Annotated in this window: 17 protein-coding genes and 1 pseudogene; 6 read left to right on the top strand and 12 right to left on the bottom strand. The window is 70.3% G+C overall.

The genetic code is table 11. The features are described from left to right. Nucleotides 1-17 precede the first annotated feature (17 nt). Genes ACZZZF_RS10755 through ACZZZF_RS10740 form a run of 4 tightly spaced genes read left to right on the top strand, consistent with a single transcriptional unit; the run spans nt 18 to nt 3,604 of the window. Nucleotides 18-1,010, top strand: a complete 993-nt coding sequence (locus tag ACZZZF_RS10755) for an ROK family protein (protein WP_394195034.1) — start codon at nt 18-20, stop codon at nt 1,008-1,010. Next, nucleotides 1,007-1,948: a 1-phosphofructokinase family hexose kinase gene (locus ACZZZF_RS10750; protein WP_463498297.1), complete on the top strand. Its 942-nt coding sequence runs from the start codon at nt 1,007-1,009 to the stop codon at nt 1,946-1,948. Before ACZZZF_RS10755 ends, ACZZZF_RS10750 begins: the two co-directional genes overlap by 4 nt. Further along, a complete protein-coding gene (locus tag ACZZZF_RS10745) occupies nt 1,945-2,799 on the top strand; it encodes a class II fructose-bisphosphate aldolase (protein ID WP_463498295.1) in 855 nt (284 codons plus the stop codon). Before ACZZZF_RS10750 ends, ACZZZF_RS10745 begins: the two co-directional genes overlap by 4 nt. Before the next feature lie 28 nt (nt 2,800-2,827). After that, the gene (locus tag ACZZZF_RS10740) at nt 2,828-3,604 is read left to right on the top strand and encodes a DeoR/GlpR family DNA-binding transcription regulator (RefSeq protein WP_053098352.1); all 777 of its coding nucleotides are present in this window, start codon (nt 2,828-2,830) and stop codon (nt 3,602-3,604) included. 248 nt (nt 3,605-3,852) lie between these two features. On the opposite strand, the gene ACZZZF_RS10735 is transcribed toward ACZZZF_RS10740, so the two are convergent. The 4 genes from ACZZZF_RS10735 to ACZZZF_RS10720 all read right to left on the bottom strand — a co-directional run bounded on the left by ACZZZF_RS10735 (nt 3,853) and on the right by ACZZZF_RS10720 (nt 9,209). Further along, nucleotides 3,853-6,282 carry a CHAT domain-containing protein gene (locus tag ACZZZF_RS10735; protein ID WP_463498294.1) on the bottom strand — a complete coding sequence of 810 codons (2,430 nt, stop codon included), beginning with the start codon at nt 6,280-6,282 and terminating at the stop codon, nt 3,853-3,855. Between the two features lie 61 nt (nt 6,283-6,343). Beyond that, nucleotides 6,344-7,918, bottom strand: coding sequence for a S8 family peptidase (locus ACZZZF_RS10730; RefSeq protein ID WP_463498293.1), 1,575 nt, complete (start codon nt 7,916-7,918; stop codon nt 6,344-6,346). Between the two features lie 185 nt (nt 7,919-8,103). Then, nucleotides 8,104-8,586, bottom strand: coding sequence for a hypothetical protein (locus tag ACZZZF_RS10725; protein WP_056275923.1), 483 nt, complete (start codon nt 8,584-8,586; stop codon nt 8,104-8,106). Then, the gene (locus ACZZZF_RS10720; protein WP_463498292.1) at nt 8,583-9,209 is read right to left on the bottom strand and encodes an RNA polymerase sigma factor; all 627 of its coding nucleotides are present in this window, start codon (nt 9,207-9,209) and stop codon (nt 8,583-8,585) included. The genes ACZZZF_RS10725 and ACZZZF_RS10720 overlap by 4 nt, the downstream gene beginning before the upstream one ends. Before the next feature lie 153 nt (nt 9,210-9,362). On the opposite strand from ACZZZF_RS10720, the gene ACZZZF_RS10715 reads away from it, so the two are divergent. Further along, nucleotides 9,363-9,581, top strand: a complete 219-nt coding sequence (locus tag ACZZZF_RS10715) for an SCO4848 family membrane protein (RefSeq protein WP_394195029.1) — start codon at nt 9,363-9,365, stop codon at nt 9,579-9,581. Between the two features lie 3 nt (nt 9,582-9,584). Here ACZZZF_RS10715 and ACZZZF_RS10710 read toward each other — a convergent pair whose 3' ends face one another. From ACZZZF_RS10710 to ACZZZF_RS10675, 8 genes and pseudogenes are all read right to left on the bottom strand, one after another. Next, a complete protein-coding gene (locus ACZZZF_RS10710) occupies nt 9,585-10,043 on the bottom strand; it encodes a GyrI-like domain-containing protein (RefSeq protein ID WP_320489481.1) in 459 nt (152 codons plus the stop codon). A gap of 96 nt (nt 10,044-10,139) precedes the next feature. Next, nucleotides 10,140-11,276, bottom strand: coding sequence for an FUSC family protein (locus ACZZZF_RS10705; protein ID WP_463498291.1), 1,137 nt, complete (start codon nt 11,274-11,276; stop codon nt 10,140-10,142). A 158-nt stretch (nt 11,277-11,434) separates the two neighbouring features. Beyond that, entirely contained in the window at nt 11,435-12,121 is a 687-nt protein-coding gene (locus tag ACZZZF_RS10700) for a hypothetical protein (RefSeq protein WP_053098360.1), read from the bottom strand. Beyond that, on the bottom strand, nt 12,121-13,038 hold the full coding sequence (locus ACZZZF_RS10695; RefSeq protein ID WP_056275931.1) for an ABC transporter ATP-binding protein: 918 nt from the start codon (nt 13,036-13,038) through the stop codon (nt 12,121-12,123). The genes ACZZZF_RS10700 and ACZZZF_RS10695 overlap by 1 nt, the downstream gene beginning before the upstream one ends. Next, nucleotides 13,035-13,433, bottom strand: a complete 399-nt coding sequence (locus tag ACZZZF_RS10690; protein ID WP_053098362.1) for a GntR family transcriptional regulator — start codon at nt 13,431-13,433, stop codon at nt 13,035-13,037. The genes ACZZZF_RS10695 and ACZZZF_RS10690 overlap by 4 nt, the downstream gene beginning before the upstream one ends. Nucleotides 13,434-13,629: 196 nt before the next feature. Further along, the gene (locus ACZZZF_RS10685; protein ID WP_463498290.1) at nt 13,630-14,430 is read right to left on the bottom strand and encodes an ABC transporter permease subunit; all 801 of its coding nucleotides are present in this window, start codon (nt 14,428-14,430) and stop codon (nt 13,630-13,632) included. Nucleotides 14,431-14,893: 463 nt separating this feature from the next. After that, nucleotides 14,894-15,409 (bottom strand): annotated as a pseudogene (locus ACZZZF_RS10680) (ABC transporter ATP-binding protein); the annotation flags it as partial. Further along, entirely contained in the window at nt 15,406-16,062 is a 657-nt protein-coding gene (locus tag ACZZZF_RS10675; RefSeq protein WP_320489487.1) for a TetR/AcrR family transcriptional regulator, read from the bottom strand. The pseudogene ACZZZF_RS10680 and the gene ACZZZF_RS10675, both read right to left, overlap by 4 nt. A 61-nt stretch (nt 16,063-16,123) precedes the next feature. Between ACZZZF_RS10675 and ACZZZF_RS10670 the strand changes: the two genes are divergently transcribed. Beyond that, complete coding sequence (locus tag ACZZZF_RS10670; RefSeq protein ID WP_463498288.1) at nt 16,124-17,245, top strand: class I SAM-dependent methyltransferase; 1,122 nt, start codon at nt 16,124-16,126, stop codon at nt 17,243-17,245. Nucleotides 17,246-17,609 lie beyond the last annotated feature (364 nt).

Genomic DNA, 17,609 nt, shown 5'->3' with positions numbered 1-17,609 from the left:
CACCAGCGGAGCGATCGATGACCAGCACTGAGGATGCCGCGAGCATCGCCGACGTCGTGAGCGACGCGTCGGGCGAGCGGCTCGCCGCCGCGCGCCCGCTCGGTCACGGCGCGCCGGTGCTCGCGTTCGACGTGGGCGGCACCGACATCAAGTCGGCGCTGTTCGATGCCGACGGTACGGCTCTAAGCCTCCGCCGCACGCCGACCCCCGTCGCCGAGGGGGACCGCACGGAGGCGCTGATCGAGCGCCTGGGCGTGCTCGCCGCCGAACTGCGGGCCGACCACCCAGGTGTCGTGCCGCAGGCGGCAGGACTCGTGGTGCCGGGGATCGTCGACGCGGAGGCCGGCCTCGGCGTCTTCGCGAGCAATCTCGGCTGGCGGAACTCGCCGCTGCGCGACCTCGCGTCGGAGAAGCTCGGTCTGCCCGTCGCGTTCGATCACGACGTGCGGGCGGCGAGCTGGGCCGAGCACCGCCTCGGGGGCGCCCGCGCCTACTCGAACTCCGTCGTGCTGGTCATCGGCACGGGCATCGCGGGTGCCCTGTTGGTGGGCGGCGAGCCGTACACCGCCGGCGGTTACGCGGGCGAGATCGGCCACTCGCCGATCGCCGACGGACCGGTGTGCGCGTGCGGTGCGCGCGGGTGCCTCGAGGTCGTCGCGTCTGCCGGCGCCATCGCTCGCCGCTATCGCGAGGCGACCGGAATCAGCCCCGACGGCGCGAAGGACGTGATCGCCCGCGCGGCGGCCGGCGACCGCGTCGCCTCCGAGATCTGGAACTCGGCGCTCGACGCCCTCGCCCTGTCCCTCGCGCAGCTCACCGCCGTCATCGCCCCCGAGGCGATCGTGATCGGTGGTGGACTCTCCCGCGCCGGGGGAGCGCTCTTCGACGAGCTGCGGGCACGACTGGCGGAGCGTCTGAGCTTCCATCGCCTTCCTGAGCTCGTGCCGGCGGAGCTGTCGGGCAATGCCGGCATCCTGGGCGCGGCGCTGCGCGCGAGGGAGCTGGCATGATCCTCACCGTCACCCCGAACCCCGCGCTCGACCTCACCTGGCACGTCGAGCGACTGACCCTCGGCGAGACCCACCGAGCGGATGCCGGTGCGGTGCGTGCCGGCGGCAAAGGCCTGAACGTCGCCCGGGTCGCCCACGCGCAGGGCGCCTCGGTGCTCGCCGTGTCGACGGCCGGCGGTCGCAGCGGTGTCGAGCTCGCCGCAGAGCTCGGGGCCAGCGGCGTGCCCCATCGCCTGGTCACCGTGGTCGGAGCCACGCGGCAGAGCATCGCGCTGGTCGACGAGACCCTCGGCGACACGACGATCGTGAACGAGCGGGGCGTGAACCCCTCCGACCCCGAGTGGGCTGCGATGCTGGGCGAGGTCGTCGATGCGCTTCCCGGCGCGCGCGTGCTCGTGATCTCGGGCAGCCTGCCGCCCGGTGCTCCTGAGACGCTGCTTCCGCTGCTGATCGGCACGGCGCGGGACGCCGGTGTGCCCGTGATCGTCGACACCTCGGGACCCGCTCTGCTGCACGCCGCGGATGCCGGAGCATCCGTCCTCAAGCCCAACGCGGCCGAGCTCGTCGAGGCGACCGGCATCAGCGACCCGGTCGACGGCGCGCGTTCGCTGATCGAGTGCGGCGTCGACCTCGTGCTGCTGTCGCTCGGCGCCGAGGGCATGCTCGCCGTCACGGCCTCCGACGTGCTGCATGCGCGCCTCGATGCCCCGCTGGCCGGCAACCCGACCGGTGCGGGCGACGCGGGAGTGGCCGCGTGCGCCGTGCTCTACGCCGACGGCATCCGGGATCCCGCAACGATTCTGCGACGCGCCACCGCGTGGTCGGCCGCCGCCGTGCTCATGCCGCTCGCCGGCGAGATCTCCGACGACTGGGCGGCGCTCGAGGAGCGCCTCGTCGTCACCCCCTACGATTCCCCCGTTCGAGAGGACCCTCTGTGACCCTGGTCTCCGCCCGAGAGCTCGTGACGGATGCCGCAGCCCGCGGCGCCGGCATCGGCGCCTTCAACGTGATCCACCTCGAGACCGCCGAGGGGCTCGTACGCGCCTCTGCCGACGCCGGACTGCCCGTGATCCTGCAGATCTCGCAGAACTGCGCCGACTACCACGGCGGCCTCGAGCCGATCGCTCTGGCGACGCTCGCCGTCGCGCGGCGCGCGCAGACCCCGGTCGCGGTGCACCTGGATCACGCCGAGCGCCCCGAGCTCGTCGACGAGGCCATCGCGCTGGGCTTCGGCTCGGTCATGTTCGACGGCGGTGCGCTGCCGTACGACGAGAACGTGGCGCTGACCGCTGCCGTCGCCGAGCGGGCGCACGCGGCAGGCGTCTACGTCGAGGGCGAGCTGGGCGAGGTCGGCGGCAAGGACGGCGCCCACGCCCCCGGTGTGCGCACCGACCCCGACGAGGCGCGCGCGTTCGTCGCAGCGACCGGCGTCGACGCGCTCGCCGTCGCGGTGGGCTCGTCGCACGCCATGACGGACCGCACGGCATCCCTCGACCTCGAGCTGATCGCGCGGCTGAGGGACGCACTCGACGTGCCGCTGGTGCTGCACGGATCATCCGGGGTAGCCGACGCCGTGATCGCCGACGCCGTGAGGGCCGGCATGACGAAGATCAACGTCTCGACGCACCTGAACGGGTTCTTCACCCGCGCGATCCGCGCGACCCTCGACGCGGATGCGAAGCTCGTCGACTCGCGCAAGTACCTCACCCCCGCGCGCGATGCGCTCGCCGGGGAGGCGGCGCGGATGCTGCGCCTGTTCGCCCTCGAGTCCACCGAGGTGGCGGGGTGAGTCACGCGATGCCGGGCAGGATGGTGACATGAAGCGCGCCGCCCGACTGAACGCGATCCTCGACCTGCTGGCCGCGGACGGCGAGGTGAACGTCGACGAGCTCGTCGAGCGCTTCGGAGCCTCGGCCGCCACGACGCGCCGTGATCTCGACTCGCTCGCCGAGCAGCGTCTGCTCACGCGCACCCACGGCGGGGCGGTCGCCCACTCGGTCGCCTACGAGCTGCCGATCCGCTACAAGAGCCACCAGCGCTCGCAGCAGAAGGAGAGCATCGCCCAGGCCGCCGCCGCCCTCGTGGCGCCGGGCATGGTCGTCGGGCTCTCGGGCGGAACCACGACCACCGCCATCGCCGCAGCGCTCGCCGCTCGGGACGATCTCGCCGCAGGCCCGGGCATCACGGTCGTCACCAACGCCGTGAACATCGCCGCCCAGCTCGCCACCAGACCCGACATCAAGGTCGTCGTGACCGGCGGGGTGATCCACTCGCGCAGCTACGAGCTGGTGGGTCCGTTCGTCGAGCAGCTGCTGCGCGGAGTGCGACTCGACATCGCCTTCATCGGGGTCAACGGGATGGATGCCGCGGCCGGCGCCACCACGCAGGATGAACGCGAGGCAGCCGTCAACCGCATGATGGCCGAGCGCGCCCGCCGAGCCGTGGTCGTCACCGACAGCAGCAAGATCGGCACCGTGGCGTTCGCGGCCGTCGGCGGCCCGGAGCTGTTCCCCGTTCTCCTGACCGACGACGGTTCCGACGACGCCGCGCTCGCCGCGTTCCGCGACGCGGGGTACGAGGTCATGACGGCCTGACCTGCCGATCAGTCCTCGGACCTCACAAGCAACGCGGTGCCGGACTCCTGGTGGGGATGCCGCGACCCCTCTCGCGACATCCCCGGAGTAGATGGTGTCCTGTCGTCCCCTCACACTCCCCAGTGCACGAGGGTTTCCCCAGTTCGACTGCGCCTCCCTCGCGCTTCGTTTCCGAAGCCCTTCGCTGGCACCTTCTGGAGATAAGGAGCGGGTCACCGATGTTCTGATACATCGACTGGAGAAAAGTTTCAGAGTCCGCTTCCGTGGCACTGGAAAGGCGCGCTGAGGCCTGTGGATTCCGATGCCGCGGCCAGCGCGTCCGCAGGTCTGGCACCGGTGGCCAGCTCGGAGTGCACGGCCCCGAGCAGCTCGCAGGCGACGTCGTCGGCGACCACGACAGGGGCGGCGATGACGCAGCCGGTGCCGGCGTGCAGCCAGACGCGCGTCATGCCCAGCGCCTCCTCGCCCCAGCGCACCGACGAGCGGCCGAGTTCGCACGCCGAGAGCACGACGGTCTCGGGCGGACGCGAGATCAGGTCGACGTCGTACCCGAACAGGGTGCCGTCGACGAGTTCGAACCCTGAGAACAGCGGGTTGTCGACCGCGTGACGACCGTGGGCGGCGATGTGCAGCACGTCGACCTGCTCGGCGAGCTCGGTGACGGCACTGACCCGCGCGCTGTCGCCGGTCAGCATCCTGGCGCCTGCCCACGCTGCGGCGGCCCGGCGCACCTCCTCTTCGGCGCGCGCGACGCGGGGGCCGGTCGCGAAACCTGCGCGGGAGGCCTGTGGCGGGCGGCGATCGGAGCCGCCGAGCAGGCGAGACACCGACGTCGCGATGGTGAACGGAGTTCCGCGCATTCCCGGGAGCATCGCCCACGGGATGCCGCCCAGGATGCCGGGAACCGTCAGGGCCAGACGTGCCGCTCCTCCCGACGCCGCGCGCGCAGGTGCCAGGAGGGCCTCGTCGAGTCGTCGCAGTCTGTCGTCGAGCGAACGCGCCACGACGTGCGCCATCGGCCCGCCGTGGGTCAGAGCCGCCACGTCGAGGTCGGCGCGGAGTCCGTCGAGCGCGGCCTCGATGCGCGGCAGCGCCAGCTCGACGATCGACGAGCCGGATGTCGTCACGACGACGCACAGCAGCTCCTCGCGCGTGAAGAGGTAGGCGAGGATCGCTGTGTCCTCGTCGAGTCGCGCTCGGGTCTCGGAGAGACCCAGGCGTTCGTGGCTCTCGCCGACGCCGGTCGACGACCACTGGCGGTCACGTACTCGATCCCGCAGCTCGCGCACCCGGGCGTCGGTCGTCCAGTCCGACCCCGCGAGGTCGGCGCGCAGCATCCGCAGCTCGGCGAGGTCGGCCGACAGTTCGGCATCGTGCGGCGGGCGCACCGGTGCGACCTGCTGGCTGAGATGCCTGGCACGCTCGGACCACTCGAACAGCACCTCGGGATCGCGCGATCGCGCGGCCGCGGCGAGACCGGCGAACATCAGCTCGGTGCCGTGCATGGCCACCGACGCCTGCAGGTCGAGCGCTCCGAACGACTGCTGCCACGTGGTGAGCAGGTCGAGGCCCTCGGCGGCGGCCCGGCGAGCATCGGCATCCCTGCCCCGTGCGGCGGCACGCACCGCACGCACCTCGTGCGCGCGCAGACGCAGCGGCGTCGGGGCGTCAGGGGTGAGTCGGGGCAGGCGACCTCCGTCGGCCAGCCGAGCGGTGAGTGACACCGCAGCCGCTTCGGTGCGGAATCCTCCCCGCGTGAGCGCGTCCACCGTGCGAGAGAAGTCCTCGGCGGCCGGCGGCTTGTGAGGTCGAGTTCGCAGTTGCGCTTCCAGCCGCACCGCGTCGGCGCGGGCGGCCCAGCTCTCGCTTCCCAGGCCGGCGAAGCGACGGGATGCGGTCGCCGCGGCACGCTCGGCCGACGAGGCGTCGTGCCGCAGCAGCGATCGGGCGAGATGGAATTCGGCCTCGCCTCGCGCCTGCCGCATCCGCTGTGCACCGAATCGCACCGCGACCGTGCCGAGCAGTTCTTCGGCCTCGGTCGTGAGGCCGGCATCGCGCAGCACCTCGGCCCGATCGAGGTCGCTGATCGCGGCGGCGAGGTCGCTGGTCGCGGCGAGGATCGGACGCGATCGGGTCATCAGCCCGAGTGCGGTGACGAGGTCGCCGCCGAGCAGCGCGGCGTAGCCGAGATTGTGGCGCGCTTCGGCCAGCGGTTCCTTGGCCCCGTGGGCCTCATAGGCCGCGATGGCCCGCTGCAGATCGGCCGTGCAGGCGTCGAGCCGGTGCCTCTGCATACTGACGATCGACCGGCTCATCAGGCAGTTGGCGCTCTCGATCGAGCCCTCGTCGAGGCCGTCTATCGCCCTGGTGAGGAACAGGTCGGCGTCGTCGAGCCGTCCGCCGTGCATGAGCAACGTGCCGAGTTGGCCGTTCGCGAGGGCGACTGTCTCGTCGCTGAGGCCCGGCCGTGACAGCGCTTCGCGCGACAGTCGCTCGGCTTCCACCGGCTGGCCGGTCTGGGCGAGCACGTAGGCCATGGTCCCGTCGATGCGGGCACGCAGATCGGCGTCGTCCGTGCGCGCCGATGCGGCGGTCAGCGCACGCCGCGCCTGGGCGAACCGTCGGGAGTTGGCTGCGTCGACGCCGCGCTGATGCAGCTCGAGAGCAGACAGGGGCATTGCACCAGAATGCCGGTATGTCTGGCCTCAGGGAAGGTGTGCTGTGATCAGACGCGCGCGGCTACCCTCCCGTCACGGGTGAGGGCAGGGTCTTGAGCACGGAGGCGACGGCCTTGGCCGCTGCGTCCGCCGTGACGCCCTGTGCCGGCACGGAGCCCCACTGTGCCGCGATGCGCCCCGCGACATACGGAGCCGCGAACGACGTGCCGCTCCAGATCGAGAAGCCTCCGCGGTAGTCGTCCGGGTCGATCGTCTCGCGCCGCAGTCCGTCGACGTCCGCTCTGGTCGTCGCCTGCTCGCCTCCGACGAAGGCCGGTGACGTGCTCACGACGGCGGCGCCGGGGGCGTAGACCTGCACCCAGGGGCCGACGTTCGAGAACAGCGCGACCGAGCGGCCCGACGGATTGAGAGCCCCGACCGACACATGCGGCGCAGCGTGATCACGGGGGATGCCGTTGTCGGCACCGGGCCACGGCCACAGCGATGCCGGGAACGACGGTCGGTCGATCGCGTCGTTGCCCGCCGAGCACACCACCACGCATCCCAGCTCTCGCGCCGCGGAGAGCAGCGCGTCGAGGGTCCGGCTGAACTGACCGTCGACCGGGGTCTCGTGGTAGTACCCGAGCGACAGGTTGAGCACGTCGATCGGATGCCCGGTCGACGGGTCCTCGCGGTGTCGCCGCAGCAGCTCGACGACCTGCGCGACGGTCGTCAGGAAGGTGCTCTCGTCGATCACGCCCAGTGCGCCGGCCATGCGGATCGACAGGATGTCGGCATCCGGCGCCGTCTGGCGGATGATGCCCGCGATGAACGTGCCGTGCCCGGCGACGGCGTCGATCTCGCCGTCGAGCTGCCCGTAGAGATCCGGATAGACCTCGGGGTCTGCGTCGTCGGTGAGTCCGATCGGCATGCCGTCGATCTCGATGTGCCGGGTGACGATGTCGTCCGGCAGCCAGTCGTGCACACCGCATCCCGTGTCGAGCACCGCCACCACCGGACGTCGGCCGCGCTTCGGGTCCGCCGTGCGCCGGGGAGCCGGTCCGAGCCAGGTCACCGGCTGGCGCGCGCCGCGCCCGGGCTCGAGGTAGTCGTCGCTGCCTCCGGCCCCTCCGCCCGCGCCGCGCACCGGGTTGGTGCGGCTGAACGGGTTGGTGCGGCTGAAGGGATTCGTTCGGCTGAACGGGTTGAGTCCGACGGGGTCGATCGACAGCACATGCTCGAGGCTGGTTCGCGGCATCGACGTGCCGGAGCTGCGCCGCGCGCGCTGCAGCACGCGCCAGGCGTCCGGCGGCACCGGCGACTCGCCGCGGGTCGGCTCGTCGGGAGTGGTCAGGCGAGCGCGCAGGAACCCCGGCACGCCGGGGACCAGCGGATCAGCCGCGCGCAGAGCATCCGGCGAATCGATCTCGAGCATCCAGCCGAACGAGCCGGCAGCATCGCGCAGCTCGCGGATCTCCTCGTCGTACTCCTCCTGACCGTTCTCCTGATCCTGCGTGATCAGCAGCCGCTCCTGCAGATACGCGGTGGGGAACGCCCTGACGTCCTCGACGGGTTCGACCGACGGGTCCAGCGCCGTCCCCCGTCTGATCGATCCCTCGGCCCGGTCCTGCCAGCTCCACCCCTTGGGCCGCTCCATCGTCGATCCTCTCCTCGCGGGCGGACCCGCGTCCTCTGCGGGATGAGCCCGCGTCCTGTGCGGGGGACCCCGCGGTGTGTGCGGGTCGGCCCGCTTCCGGTGAGTGAGGTCCTGCGTGGTGCGGGAGTCGCCCAGCGGTGGTGTGCACGGGTCGCCCCGTCATGCGCGGGTCGCCCCGCGGTGGATCACAACTCGAACTGCGGGGTCGACAGAGTGCGCTCCTGGTCGCCGACCGTGGTGCTCAGGCGCACGCGGGTCAACCCGTCGGGCACGTCGTCGAACAGGAAGCGGCCGGTGTCGTTCGCGGTCGTCGTGCGGATGCTCTCGCCCTGAGCCAGTTCGATCGCACCCGAGATCGAGTCGACCCAGCCGTCGACCCGGTGCGCACCGCTCGCCGTGCGCGTGACGTGCAGCAGGATGCTGGTCGTGCCGTCGCTGAACTGCAGGGTGAGCGCGTCGGCGTCGCCGCGAACGGCTCCGAGCGGTTCCTCGATGAGGGTGAGCAGCGCGTACTCCTCCGACAGCCCCTCGGCTGCCACGGCCGCGATCATGCGGTCGATGAGGGCGGCCGGCATCGGATCGACGTCACGCCAGAGCGAACGCAGCTGCGCGAACAGCTCGGCATCCTCATGGTTGTCGCCGCCGTTGGCGCGATCGTTCTCGCTCATGAGCTGTCCTCCGTTCGTGGTGTCGGTGCGTCGAGCAGCTCGCGCAGCTTCGCGAGGCAGCGCTGGCGGGTGGGGCCGATGCTGCCGACCGGCATCGCGAGATCGGCGGCGAGGCGGGCGTAATCCGGTCGCTCCTCGAAGGCGATCACTCGCAGCAGTCGCTGGCATCGGTCGGCGAGGAGGTGAACCGCTGCCCACAGCCGTCGCTTCTCGTCGCCGACGGTGGCGTGGTGCTCGGCCGACTGCTGCGTGGGAAGCAGTGCGTCGAGAGTATCCGACTCGGTCGTGTCGACCCTGTTCTGGGCCTTCCCGGCCCGCCAGGCCTCGCGGCGAGCGGTGGTCGTCAGCCAGGCCGACACCGCTTTCGGATCACTGATCGAGCGGTGCCCGCGAACCAGCTGCAGCCACGTCGTCTGGACGACGTCTTCGGCCAGTGTGCGGTCGAGTCCGTAGGCGCGCACGACATGCCAGAGCACAGGCGTCATCAGCCGCACGAGGTCGTCCATCGCGCGGCTCTCGCCGTCCCGCCATGCGTCGAAGAACTCGGCGGCACGCCTCCAGCGTGCTGCTCCGTCGTCCGGTGCAGGATCGAGGGCGGCGCCGTCGGGTGCGCCGTCGATCATGAGTCCCATTGTGATCACACCGGTAAGGAGCACGGCAAGAGGCTCCTGATACATGGACTCGGTATGTTTTTTCGGGGTTCTGGCGGGATTCCGTCCCGGGGAGACGGATGCCGGGTGTCCGGCGACTCGTGCCGCGGGCGTTAGCGTGGAGTGGTGATCGCTCTCGCCGTCGTGCTCTTCCTCAACGCCGCCTTCAACGTGCTGGTGTGGCCCCGTTTCTACAAGCGCGTCGCGACCGACCCGCGGGCACGGGATACCGACGGCAAGGCGACGGCGTTCCTCAAGGTGCACGCCGTGCTGATCGCGATCGCCCTGGTGCTCGCGCTCGTCTCGGTGATCGTCGGCATCGCGGCGCTCGCCGGAGCGCTCTGACGATCAGCTGCGGGTGACCGGCTGCTGGAGCTCGGTGATCCAGTCGGCCTGATCTTCGGACTCCGACTGCAGATAGACCTCACGGCAGGCGCCCTGCGCCGTCGCCCCGTGCGCGGCGATCGCCTGGTTCAGCGCGTGCCAGCTGTCATCGATCGTCGCCATGGTGCCGAGGTGCGTGGCGGTGAACGCATCCTCGACGGCGGGAAGCTCGACGATGACGAGGCCGTCGATCGCCGGCCCGTCATAGGTGAAGCCGACCGTGATGCGCACGCCGTGCTTGTTCATGTCGTACTCCGCGATCGGGAGCCCCGGTTCTCCGCCCGACGCGACGATCGCATCGGCCACCTGATCGAACAGCGGACCCACCACCCCCGCGACCTCGGGCTGTGAGGCGACGCTCTGGGTCAGCGCCGCGAGGCGGACGTAGGGAAGGGGCTTCTCGGTGATCTGCTCGGCGGACATCGTCGTCTCCTCAGGTCGTGGGTGCGTGCCGCCGATCCTACGCAGGGGCACGGACATCGGCTACCGTCGTCGATCCTGGTCGCTCGTCGGATCCGACTATCCCGCCCCGTCGTCCGACTCGTCCTCGTCCTCGTCCTCGTCGCGGTGGCCGCTGAGGATCAGGATGCGCCGCAGGTGCATGGCCGCGAGCACTCCCGGCCCCATCGAGCGGCGGGCGTCGATGGTCCGGTCGTCGACGGTCTCGAGCAGCAGCCGCACGGCGCGCGCCGCCTCGCCCCTGACCCGGTGATCCTCGGGCGACAGGGGATCCTCTTGGGCGATCACCTCGGCGACGGCATGGCACGCGTTCGACAGCGGTTCGGGCAGCGCCGCGTCGAGCATCAGAGCCCCTGGGCGATCCCAGATGGTGTCGGCGATCTCGTCCGAGATGTCGCGGATCAGATGCGCGATCCTGTCGAGCCGGGCGAGCTCGGCGTGGATGTGTCGCGTCTCCCCCCGTCGTCCCAGCGCCCGTGGGTTGCCTCGCCGGCTGTCGTCGGCCTCCGACAGGGCCGTGCGCAGCTCCGACGTCGTGTCGGCGAGCGAGGCCGCATCATCGGCCCACTGCTGGTGCTCGGGCGGCCACGACTCCGAGACCGCCGACCCGATGTCGTGCAGGTGCTCGCTCAGCTGCGTGCGGAACGCGTCGACCTTGGCCGCGGCGGCGAGGGTCAGCGGCGCCGGCGCGATCACCAGGTTGACGAGGAGTCCGACGACGACGCCGACCGCCGTCTGCACCAGGTACCCGATCGAGTAGTCGTCAGCATTCTGGCCGCCGATGATCAGCACGAAGAGCGCGGCCATGGGCACGTACTCGCGGCCGACGCCGAACCACCCCGTCCCCGAGACCAGCACGCCGATGCCGACCACGGCCGGGATGGTCCACCACGTCGGGCCGACGGTGAGCACGACGATCGCTGCCAGCCCGATGCCGGTGGCGAGTCCGAGCAGGGTCTGCAGCCCCGACCGCACCGACCCCATCAGCGTGGGATACATGCTCACGAGGGCGCCGAGCGGCGCGTAGTACGGGTACTCGTCGGTGACGCCGGGCATGTGCGGGGCGATCAGCCACGCGAGTCCGACAGCCAGAGCGGTCTTGGCCACGAGCAGCAGCCGGGCCGGGTCGACCGCCTCGCGCAGTGAGCGCACGATGCCGGGACGGCGCGCGCGCACTCGTGTCCTGATGTTCGTCACGGCATCCTCTCGTCATCCTCCCCGAAGGGTGACGCTAGCCGCTCGGCATCCGTTCACGCATGTGCTTGCGTCCGGCGGCGAGGGCGAGTAGCGGTCGCGACGCGTCGACGCCGGCCGCCCCTCTTCGGAGCGACCGGCGTCGAGTGATCAGCGGACGATCAGGGGATGGCCCGGCGGAACGCGAGGAACGAGATGCCCGCCAGCACCGCGGTCACGACGAGACCCCACAGTGCGAGACCGAGAGCTCCGGCGTCGAGGATGCCCCGCCACACCTCGTCCCACAGCTCGAGCCTCGTCGCGAGGAACGCGAGACCCACGAGCACGAGACCGAGCCCGACGCCCGCGATCGTGAGCACGGTGGGTCCCCAGCTCTTGTAGATCGTCGCACCGGTGAAGCCGACCACGAACAGGAACAGGGCGAGCGTGAAGTAAACGGTGAACGCTCCGAGCGGACCCGCCTCCCACAGCCACGGCAGGTAGAACACGTAGCCGTTCACGCCGTAGCCGTTCGTCAGCGTCTCGATTCCGCCGCCGATCAGGAAGACGACGCCCATGAGCGCACTGCCGAGGATCGCGGTGAGCAGCGTGCCGAAGAAGAAATCGCGCCGCGTGATGCTCATCGCCTGCGAGAACGGGAAGGTGAGTGTCATGGCCGAGAGGCCGATCGCGAAGAAGTACCAGAGCGGAGCCTGGCCGCCACCGCCGTACTTGGGGGTGTCGACGGGGATCATCGCGTAGATCAGCACCGAGATCACGACCGCGGAGCCGAGGATGATCAGCGGCACCCAGATGAACGTCTGACGGTTGATGAGCTGCAGACGGATGACGTTGAGTGTGCGTCGCATCAGCGCACCTCCTCTTTCGCGACGGAGGCTCTGGTGGCTGCGCCCGCCTCGGCCTTCTGGGTCAGACGGACGATCAGCTGCTGCAGCGACACCGGAGCCAGATCGAGACCGGATGCCGTGAGCTCGGCGCGCTCGGCGGCCGACAGCGCTCCGAGTACGGTGACGGATGCCACTCGGCCGAGCGCCTCGCGGTGCAGGACCTCACGGTCTGCCGCCCACGCGTCGACCTTGACCGCATCGCCGACCACGGTGACGGCGCGGTCGCGCACGGCATCCGTGTCTTCGTTGAGGAGGATCTTGCCGTTGTCGATCACGATGACCTTCTCGATGAGGTTCGAGACCTCGTCGATCAGGTGCGACGAGAGGACGATCGTGCGCGGATGCTCGGCGTAGTCCTCGAGCAGGCGGTCGTAGAAGATCTGCCTGGCGACCGCGTCGAGCCCCAGGTACGGCTCGTCGAAGAAGGTGAGCTCGGCGCGCGACGCCAGGCCGATGATGACCCCGACGGCCGAGAGCTGTCCGCGGGAGAGCTTCTTGATGGTCTGCTTCATCGGCAGCTGGAACTGCTCGATGAGCTCGTCGGCCAGCTCCTGGTTCCAGTTGCGGAAGAACAGGCTCGCCGCCTTGAACGCGTGACGCGGGTAGGCGTCATCCGGATACTTCTGGCTCTCGCGCACGAAGCAGATCCGGTTGAGGACGTGCGTGTTCTCGTAGGGGTGCTCGCCGAAGACGCGCACGGTGCCGGAGGACTCGAAGTTCTGCGCGGTCAGGATCGACATGAGCGTGGTCTTGCCCGCGCCGTTGCGGCCGAGCAGTCCGTAGATCGCGCCGCCCTCGAGGCTGAGCGACACGTCGTCGAGCGCGTTCTTCTCCTTGTAGTGCTTGGTGAGGTTCTGGACCTCGATGACGGCGGTCATGCGGTGGTCTTCCCTTCTGTCTGGTCTTTCTGCTGTGTCTGGGTCGCGCGCTCGTGCAGCAGCGCGACGAGGTCGTCTGAGCCGAGGCCCAGTGTGCGGGCCTCCGCGATGAGCGGTTCGATGTAGCGGTCGGCGAATGCGGCACGGCGCTCGCCGAGCAGCAGATCCTTCGCCCCGGCGGCGACGAACATGCCGATGCCGCGGCGCTTGTAGAGCACTCCCTTGTCGGTGAGCATGGCGACTCCCTTCGCTGCCGTCGCGGGGTTGATCCGGTAGAAGCCGGCGAGCTCGTTCGTCGAGGGCGCCTGCGATTCCTCCTCGAGAGAGCCGTCGAGGATCGAGTCCTCGATCTGCTCGGCGATCTGGAGGAAGAGCGGCTTGCCTTCTTCGATCACGAGTCCTCCGCTGGTTAATGGGTTAGTTACTCGACCAGGTAACCACTGAACCGCGGGTGTGTCAACAGTCGTTTCGGGCAGACAGCCATGCGGGGTCAGTTCTGCATCCGAAAGGCCGCGTTGCGGTGCGGAACTGACCCCGCACGGCTGGTGCGGTGCGGAACTGACCCCGCCTGGCTGGTGCGGTGAGGAGCGCTCAGCCGCGCAGGTCCCGAGCGCGCAGCGCGACTGCCGTAGCTGCGGCGAAGACCACGGCCAGGCCCCAGGTGAGCGCGAGTCCACCGGCATCCACGCCCTCGGCGAGGGGTGGCTGACGGTACACCCAGGCGTAGGGCGAGAGCGCGTTCAACCATTCGAGGTCATCGGACTGCTTCGCGAGGGCCTGCAGGACGTAGCCGACCACGGCAATTCCCGCGCCGGCGCCGGTCGCCCAGATGCGGCGACCCGTCGCTGCTCCTACGAGCAGAGCGGCGGATGCCGTGAGGAAAGAGAGTCCGGTGAGCGCGGCGCTCGCTCCGACGATGCGCCAGCCGTCGAGGCCGAGTTCGGCCGAGTCGTTCAACGCCCAGACGACGAGCCCCGAGAAGACGCCGAGCCACAGTAGCCGCACGAGCACGGCGAAGGCCGACTCCAGCGCATACCGGCCGCGGCCGATGCCGTGCGCGAGGTCGAGTTCGGCCCGCCCGCTCTCCTCCGCGCCGGCGATGGCCGCCGACCCCCACGTCACCGCTGCGATCGTCAGCAGAAGGAAGCCGATCAGGCCGAAGAACGTGCTCTGCGCGTATCCCGCGCCGGTCGCGATCTGGTCGTACCCGAGCGTGTCGACGAGCTCCTTCGGCAGCGACGAGATCATGGCCTCGAGCTGGCCGTCTCCGGCGAGGCTCGGGTACAGCGGCAGATAGAGGAACAGCACCGCGGCGAGGCCGGTGGTCCATCCGAGCAGGCTTCGCCAGGACTCGCGCAGGCTGCGTCGGAACACGGGCAGGATGCCGTTCATCGCTGCTCCCCCTGTCGCGCCGCGATCGTCGGGTCGCGGGTCGGGCCGATGCCGGAGTGACAGAGGATCCGTACAGCCTCAGCACGGACTCTTCGAGATCCGGCTCCTCGACGGTGAGGTCGCGCACCTCGAACGGCGCGAGCGCCTTGATGAACGGGTCGATCGCGCCGTCGACCGTGCCGGACAGCTGCAGGATGCCGTCGGCATCGTGCGCGTCGATGCCGGTGAGCCCCGGTACCCGGTCGAAGCCGGCGCGCGCGGCCGCGGCATCCGTCGTCGCGAGCTCGACGCGCACTCGGCGGATCGAGCCCAGTCGCAGCGAGGCGACGTCACCGTCGGCGACGACCCGTCCGTTCGCGAGGACGGCGACCTCGTCGGCGGTCTGCTGGATCTCGCTGAGCACATGCGAGCTCAGCAGCACGGTCTGCCCGGCATCCTTCGCCTCGCGGACCATCTGCAGGAACTCGCGCTGCACGAGGGGATCGAGGCCGCTGGTGGGCTCATCGAGGATCAGCAGCTCCGGACGATGCATGAACGCCTGGATCAGCCCCACCTTCTGCTTGTTGCCCTTCGACAGGGTGCGCACCGGACGTGACAGATCGACGCCGAGACGGTCGCCGAGGTCGCGTGCCGTGCGCAGGGTCGCGGCGGAGTCCCGTGAACCCGAGACCTGGGCATAGAACGCCAGCATCCGATGTCCGCTCGTGCGCCCCTCGAGGTGCAGCTCGCCCGGCACGTAGCCGATGCGCCGCCGCAGAGCGGCACCGCCGTGACGCGGGTCCTCGCCGAGGATGCGCACTGTGCCGGAGGACGGACGGATGATGTCGACCAGTGTGCGGAGCGTGGTGGTCTTGCCCGCGCCGTTCGGTCCGATGAGCCCGAACACGGTTCCCGGACGTACTCGGAGGTCGAGCTCGTGCAGCGCGACGCGGCTGCCGAAGCGCTTGTGCAGACGTTCGATCTCGATGGTGTCGGTCATGATGCGTCTCCTTCCGGGGTGGGACCCTCTGTTCCGAGGGCTTCGCGCGCACCGTCGAGCAGCGCGGTCGTCGAATAGATGCCGTGGGTGAGCAGCTCGAGTGTGGGCAGCGTCGTGCGTCGCAGCCCGGCCGGGCTCAGTTGATCAGTGCCCAGGGCCCGGGCGATCTGAGCGCGCATCACGACCGGCGCCAGGCCGATCAGGGTGAGGGTCAGCGTCGTCATCTCGGGGTCGCTCATCGGCTCGAGCATCCCCGCCTCGCGCTGCTCGGCGAGCACATCGCGCGTCCTCGCGAGGAAGCTGTCGAACAGCCGATCCGCTGCCGGAGAGCCGTCGATCAGCATCCGGGCGAGGTAGTCGATATAGGGCCCGTATCGGCCGAGGTCGTTCAGCGCGGTGCGGATGCGGTCGCCGGTCGGGGCCGTGATGAGGTCGTGCTCCTCATCGGTGAAGACGCCGACGACGTAGTCGTCGCACTCCGTGCGCAGGGCGTTCTTGTCGCCGAAGTGATGCACGATCAGCGCGGCGCTGACTCCGGCCTCCGTGGCGATCGCGCGAAGGCTGGTGGCATCGAAGCCGTTGCGCGCGAAAGCGGCGATGGCAGTGTCGCGGATGCGGGCACGAGCGGTGAGATCGTCGGAAGCTGAACGCATGTACAGCAGACTAAACAGATGTTCAGCCGCGGTCAAGAGGGGTCGCTCGTACTCTGGAGGAGTGGACTTCCCCTACAGCCGCCTGCGCCGCTGGCCCGACGTCGAGGCCGACAATCTGCAGGCGCACGACGCGACCGACCTGCTGCTCGTCGAGCGCGCGCTGGCGCCGGAGTTCTCCGGTCTCTCGGGGCGCGAGATCGCGGTGATCGGCGACGAATACGGGGCGATCACGCTCGCGCTGACGGACGGCGGACTCGACGGCATCCGCGTGCATCAGGACCTCGCGACCGGGCGACGCGCGCTCGCCCGCAACGCCGAGGAGCTCGGGCTGACGGGATTCTCCACTCACGAGCTCGACGCCGCTCTGCTCGACGGCGCGCGGCTCGTGCTGCTGCAGCTGCCCAAGGCGCTCGCCGAGCTCGAGGAGATCGCCGATGCCGTAGCGCGTCGGGCCGCCCCGGATGTGGTGCTCGTCGCCGGCGGGCGCGTGAAGCACATGACCATCACGCAGAACGAGGTGCTCGCGCGGAGCTTCGAGACGGTGCAGGCGCAGCGCGCCGAGCGGAAGTCGCGGCTGGTGGTCGCGTCCGAGCCGCGGCCGGCCCCCGCTGAGCCGCCGTTCCCGGTCGCGGAGCGGCATGACGGGCTCGTGCTCGTCGCGCACGGCGGCGCGTTCGCGGGGGCGAAACTCGACATCGGCACGCGGGTTCTGCTCGAGGTGCTCGGTCTCGATGAACAGCCGAGCCCGGCTCCGATCGTCGTCGACCTGGGCTGCGGAACCGGCGCGCTCGCCGCCTCCTACGCCCTCGCGCACCCGGACTCCCGCGTGATCGCCACCGACCGATCTGCGGCGGCCGTCGCCTCGGCGCGCGCCACGATGGTCGCGAACGGCGTCGACGATCGAGTCGCCGTCATGCACGACGACGCCGGCTCGGAGATCGCCGATGCGACCGCCGACGTCGTGCTGCTCAATCCGCCCTTCCACCTCGGCAGCAGCGTGCACACCGGGGCAGCGACCCGACTGTTCGAGGCCGCCGCCCGCATCCTCCGCCCCGGCGGAGAGCTCTTCACGGTCTTCAACTCGTCGCTCGGGTACCGCGCCGAACTGACCCGGCTCGTCGGGGCGACCGAGCAGCTCGCGCGCACCCCGAAGTTCACGGTCACGCGCAGCATCCGGCGCTGACCCGTCGCCGACTGGGCGTCGTTCGGTCACACGCACTTCCCGCGGCCGAATGCTCGGGATCGGGCCGACGCAGGCGCGAACGGCCGACCGAAATCGCCGACCAGAACCGCGCCGCGACCGCGTCCGAATCCCGCGCAATCCCCCGGTCAGCCGACGAAACTGAACGGCACTAGGAATCGTGGATTTGCCCCTGACCGGCCATTTCGTTACGTTGGTTGGTGGGCCTGACGGCCCGAAGACCAGTCCGCGACCACGTCCTTTCTTTCGAATGTGCTGTGCTGCGAAGAGGCGTGGACGTACGGTCGATGCTCTATCGCGGTGGATCCGAAATCCGCCGTCCGCGCCGCCACAGCTCCAACTCGAA

It is taken from the genome of Microbacterium sp. AC215 (assembly GCF_979258645.1).
Note: the sequence above shows the minus strand (reverse complement) of the source record. Positions and strands in the feature narration are given on the sequence as shown.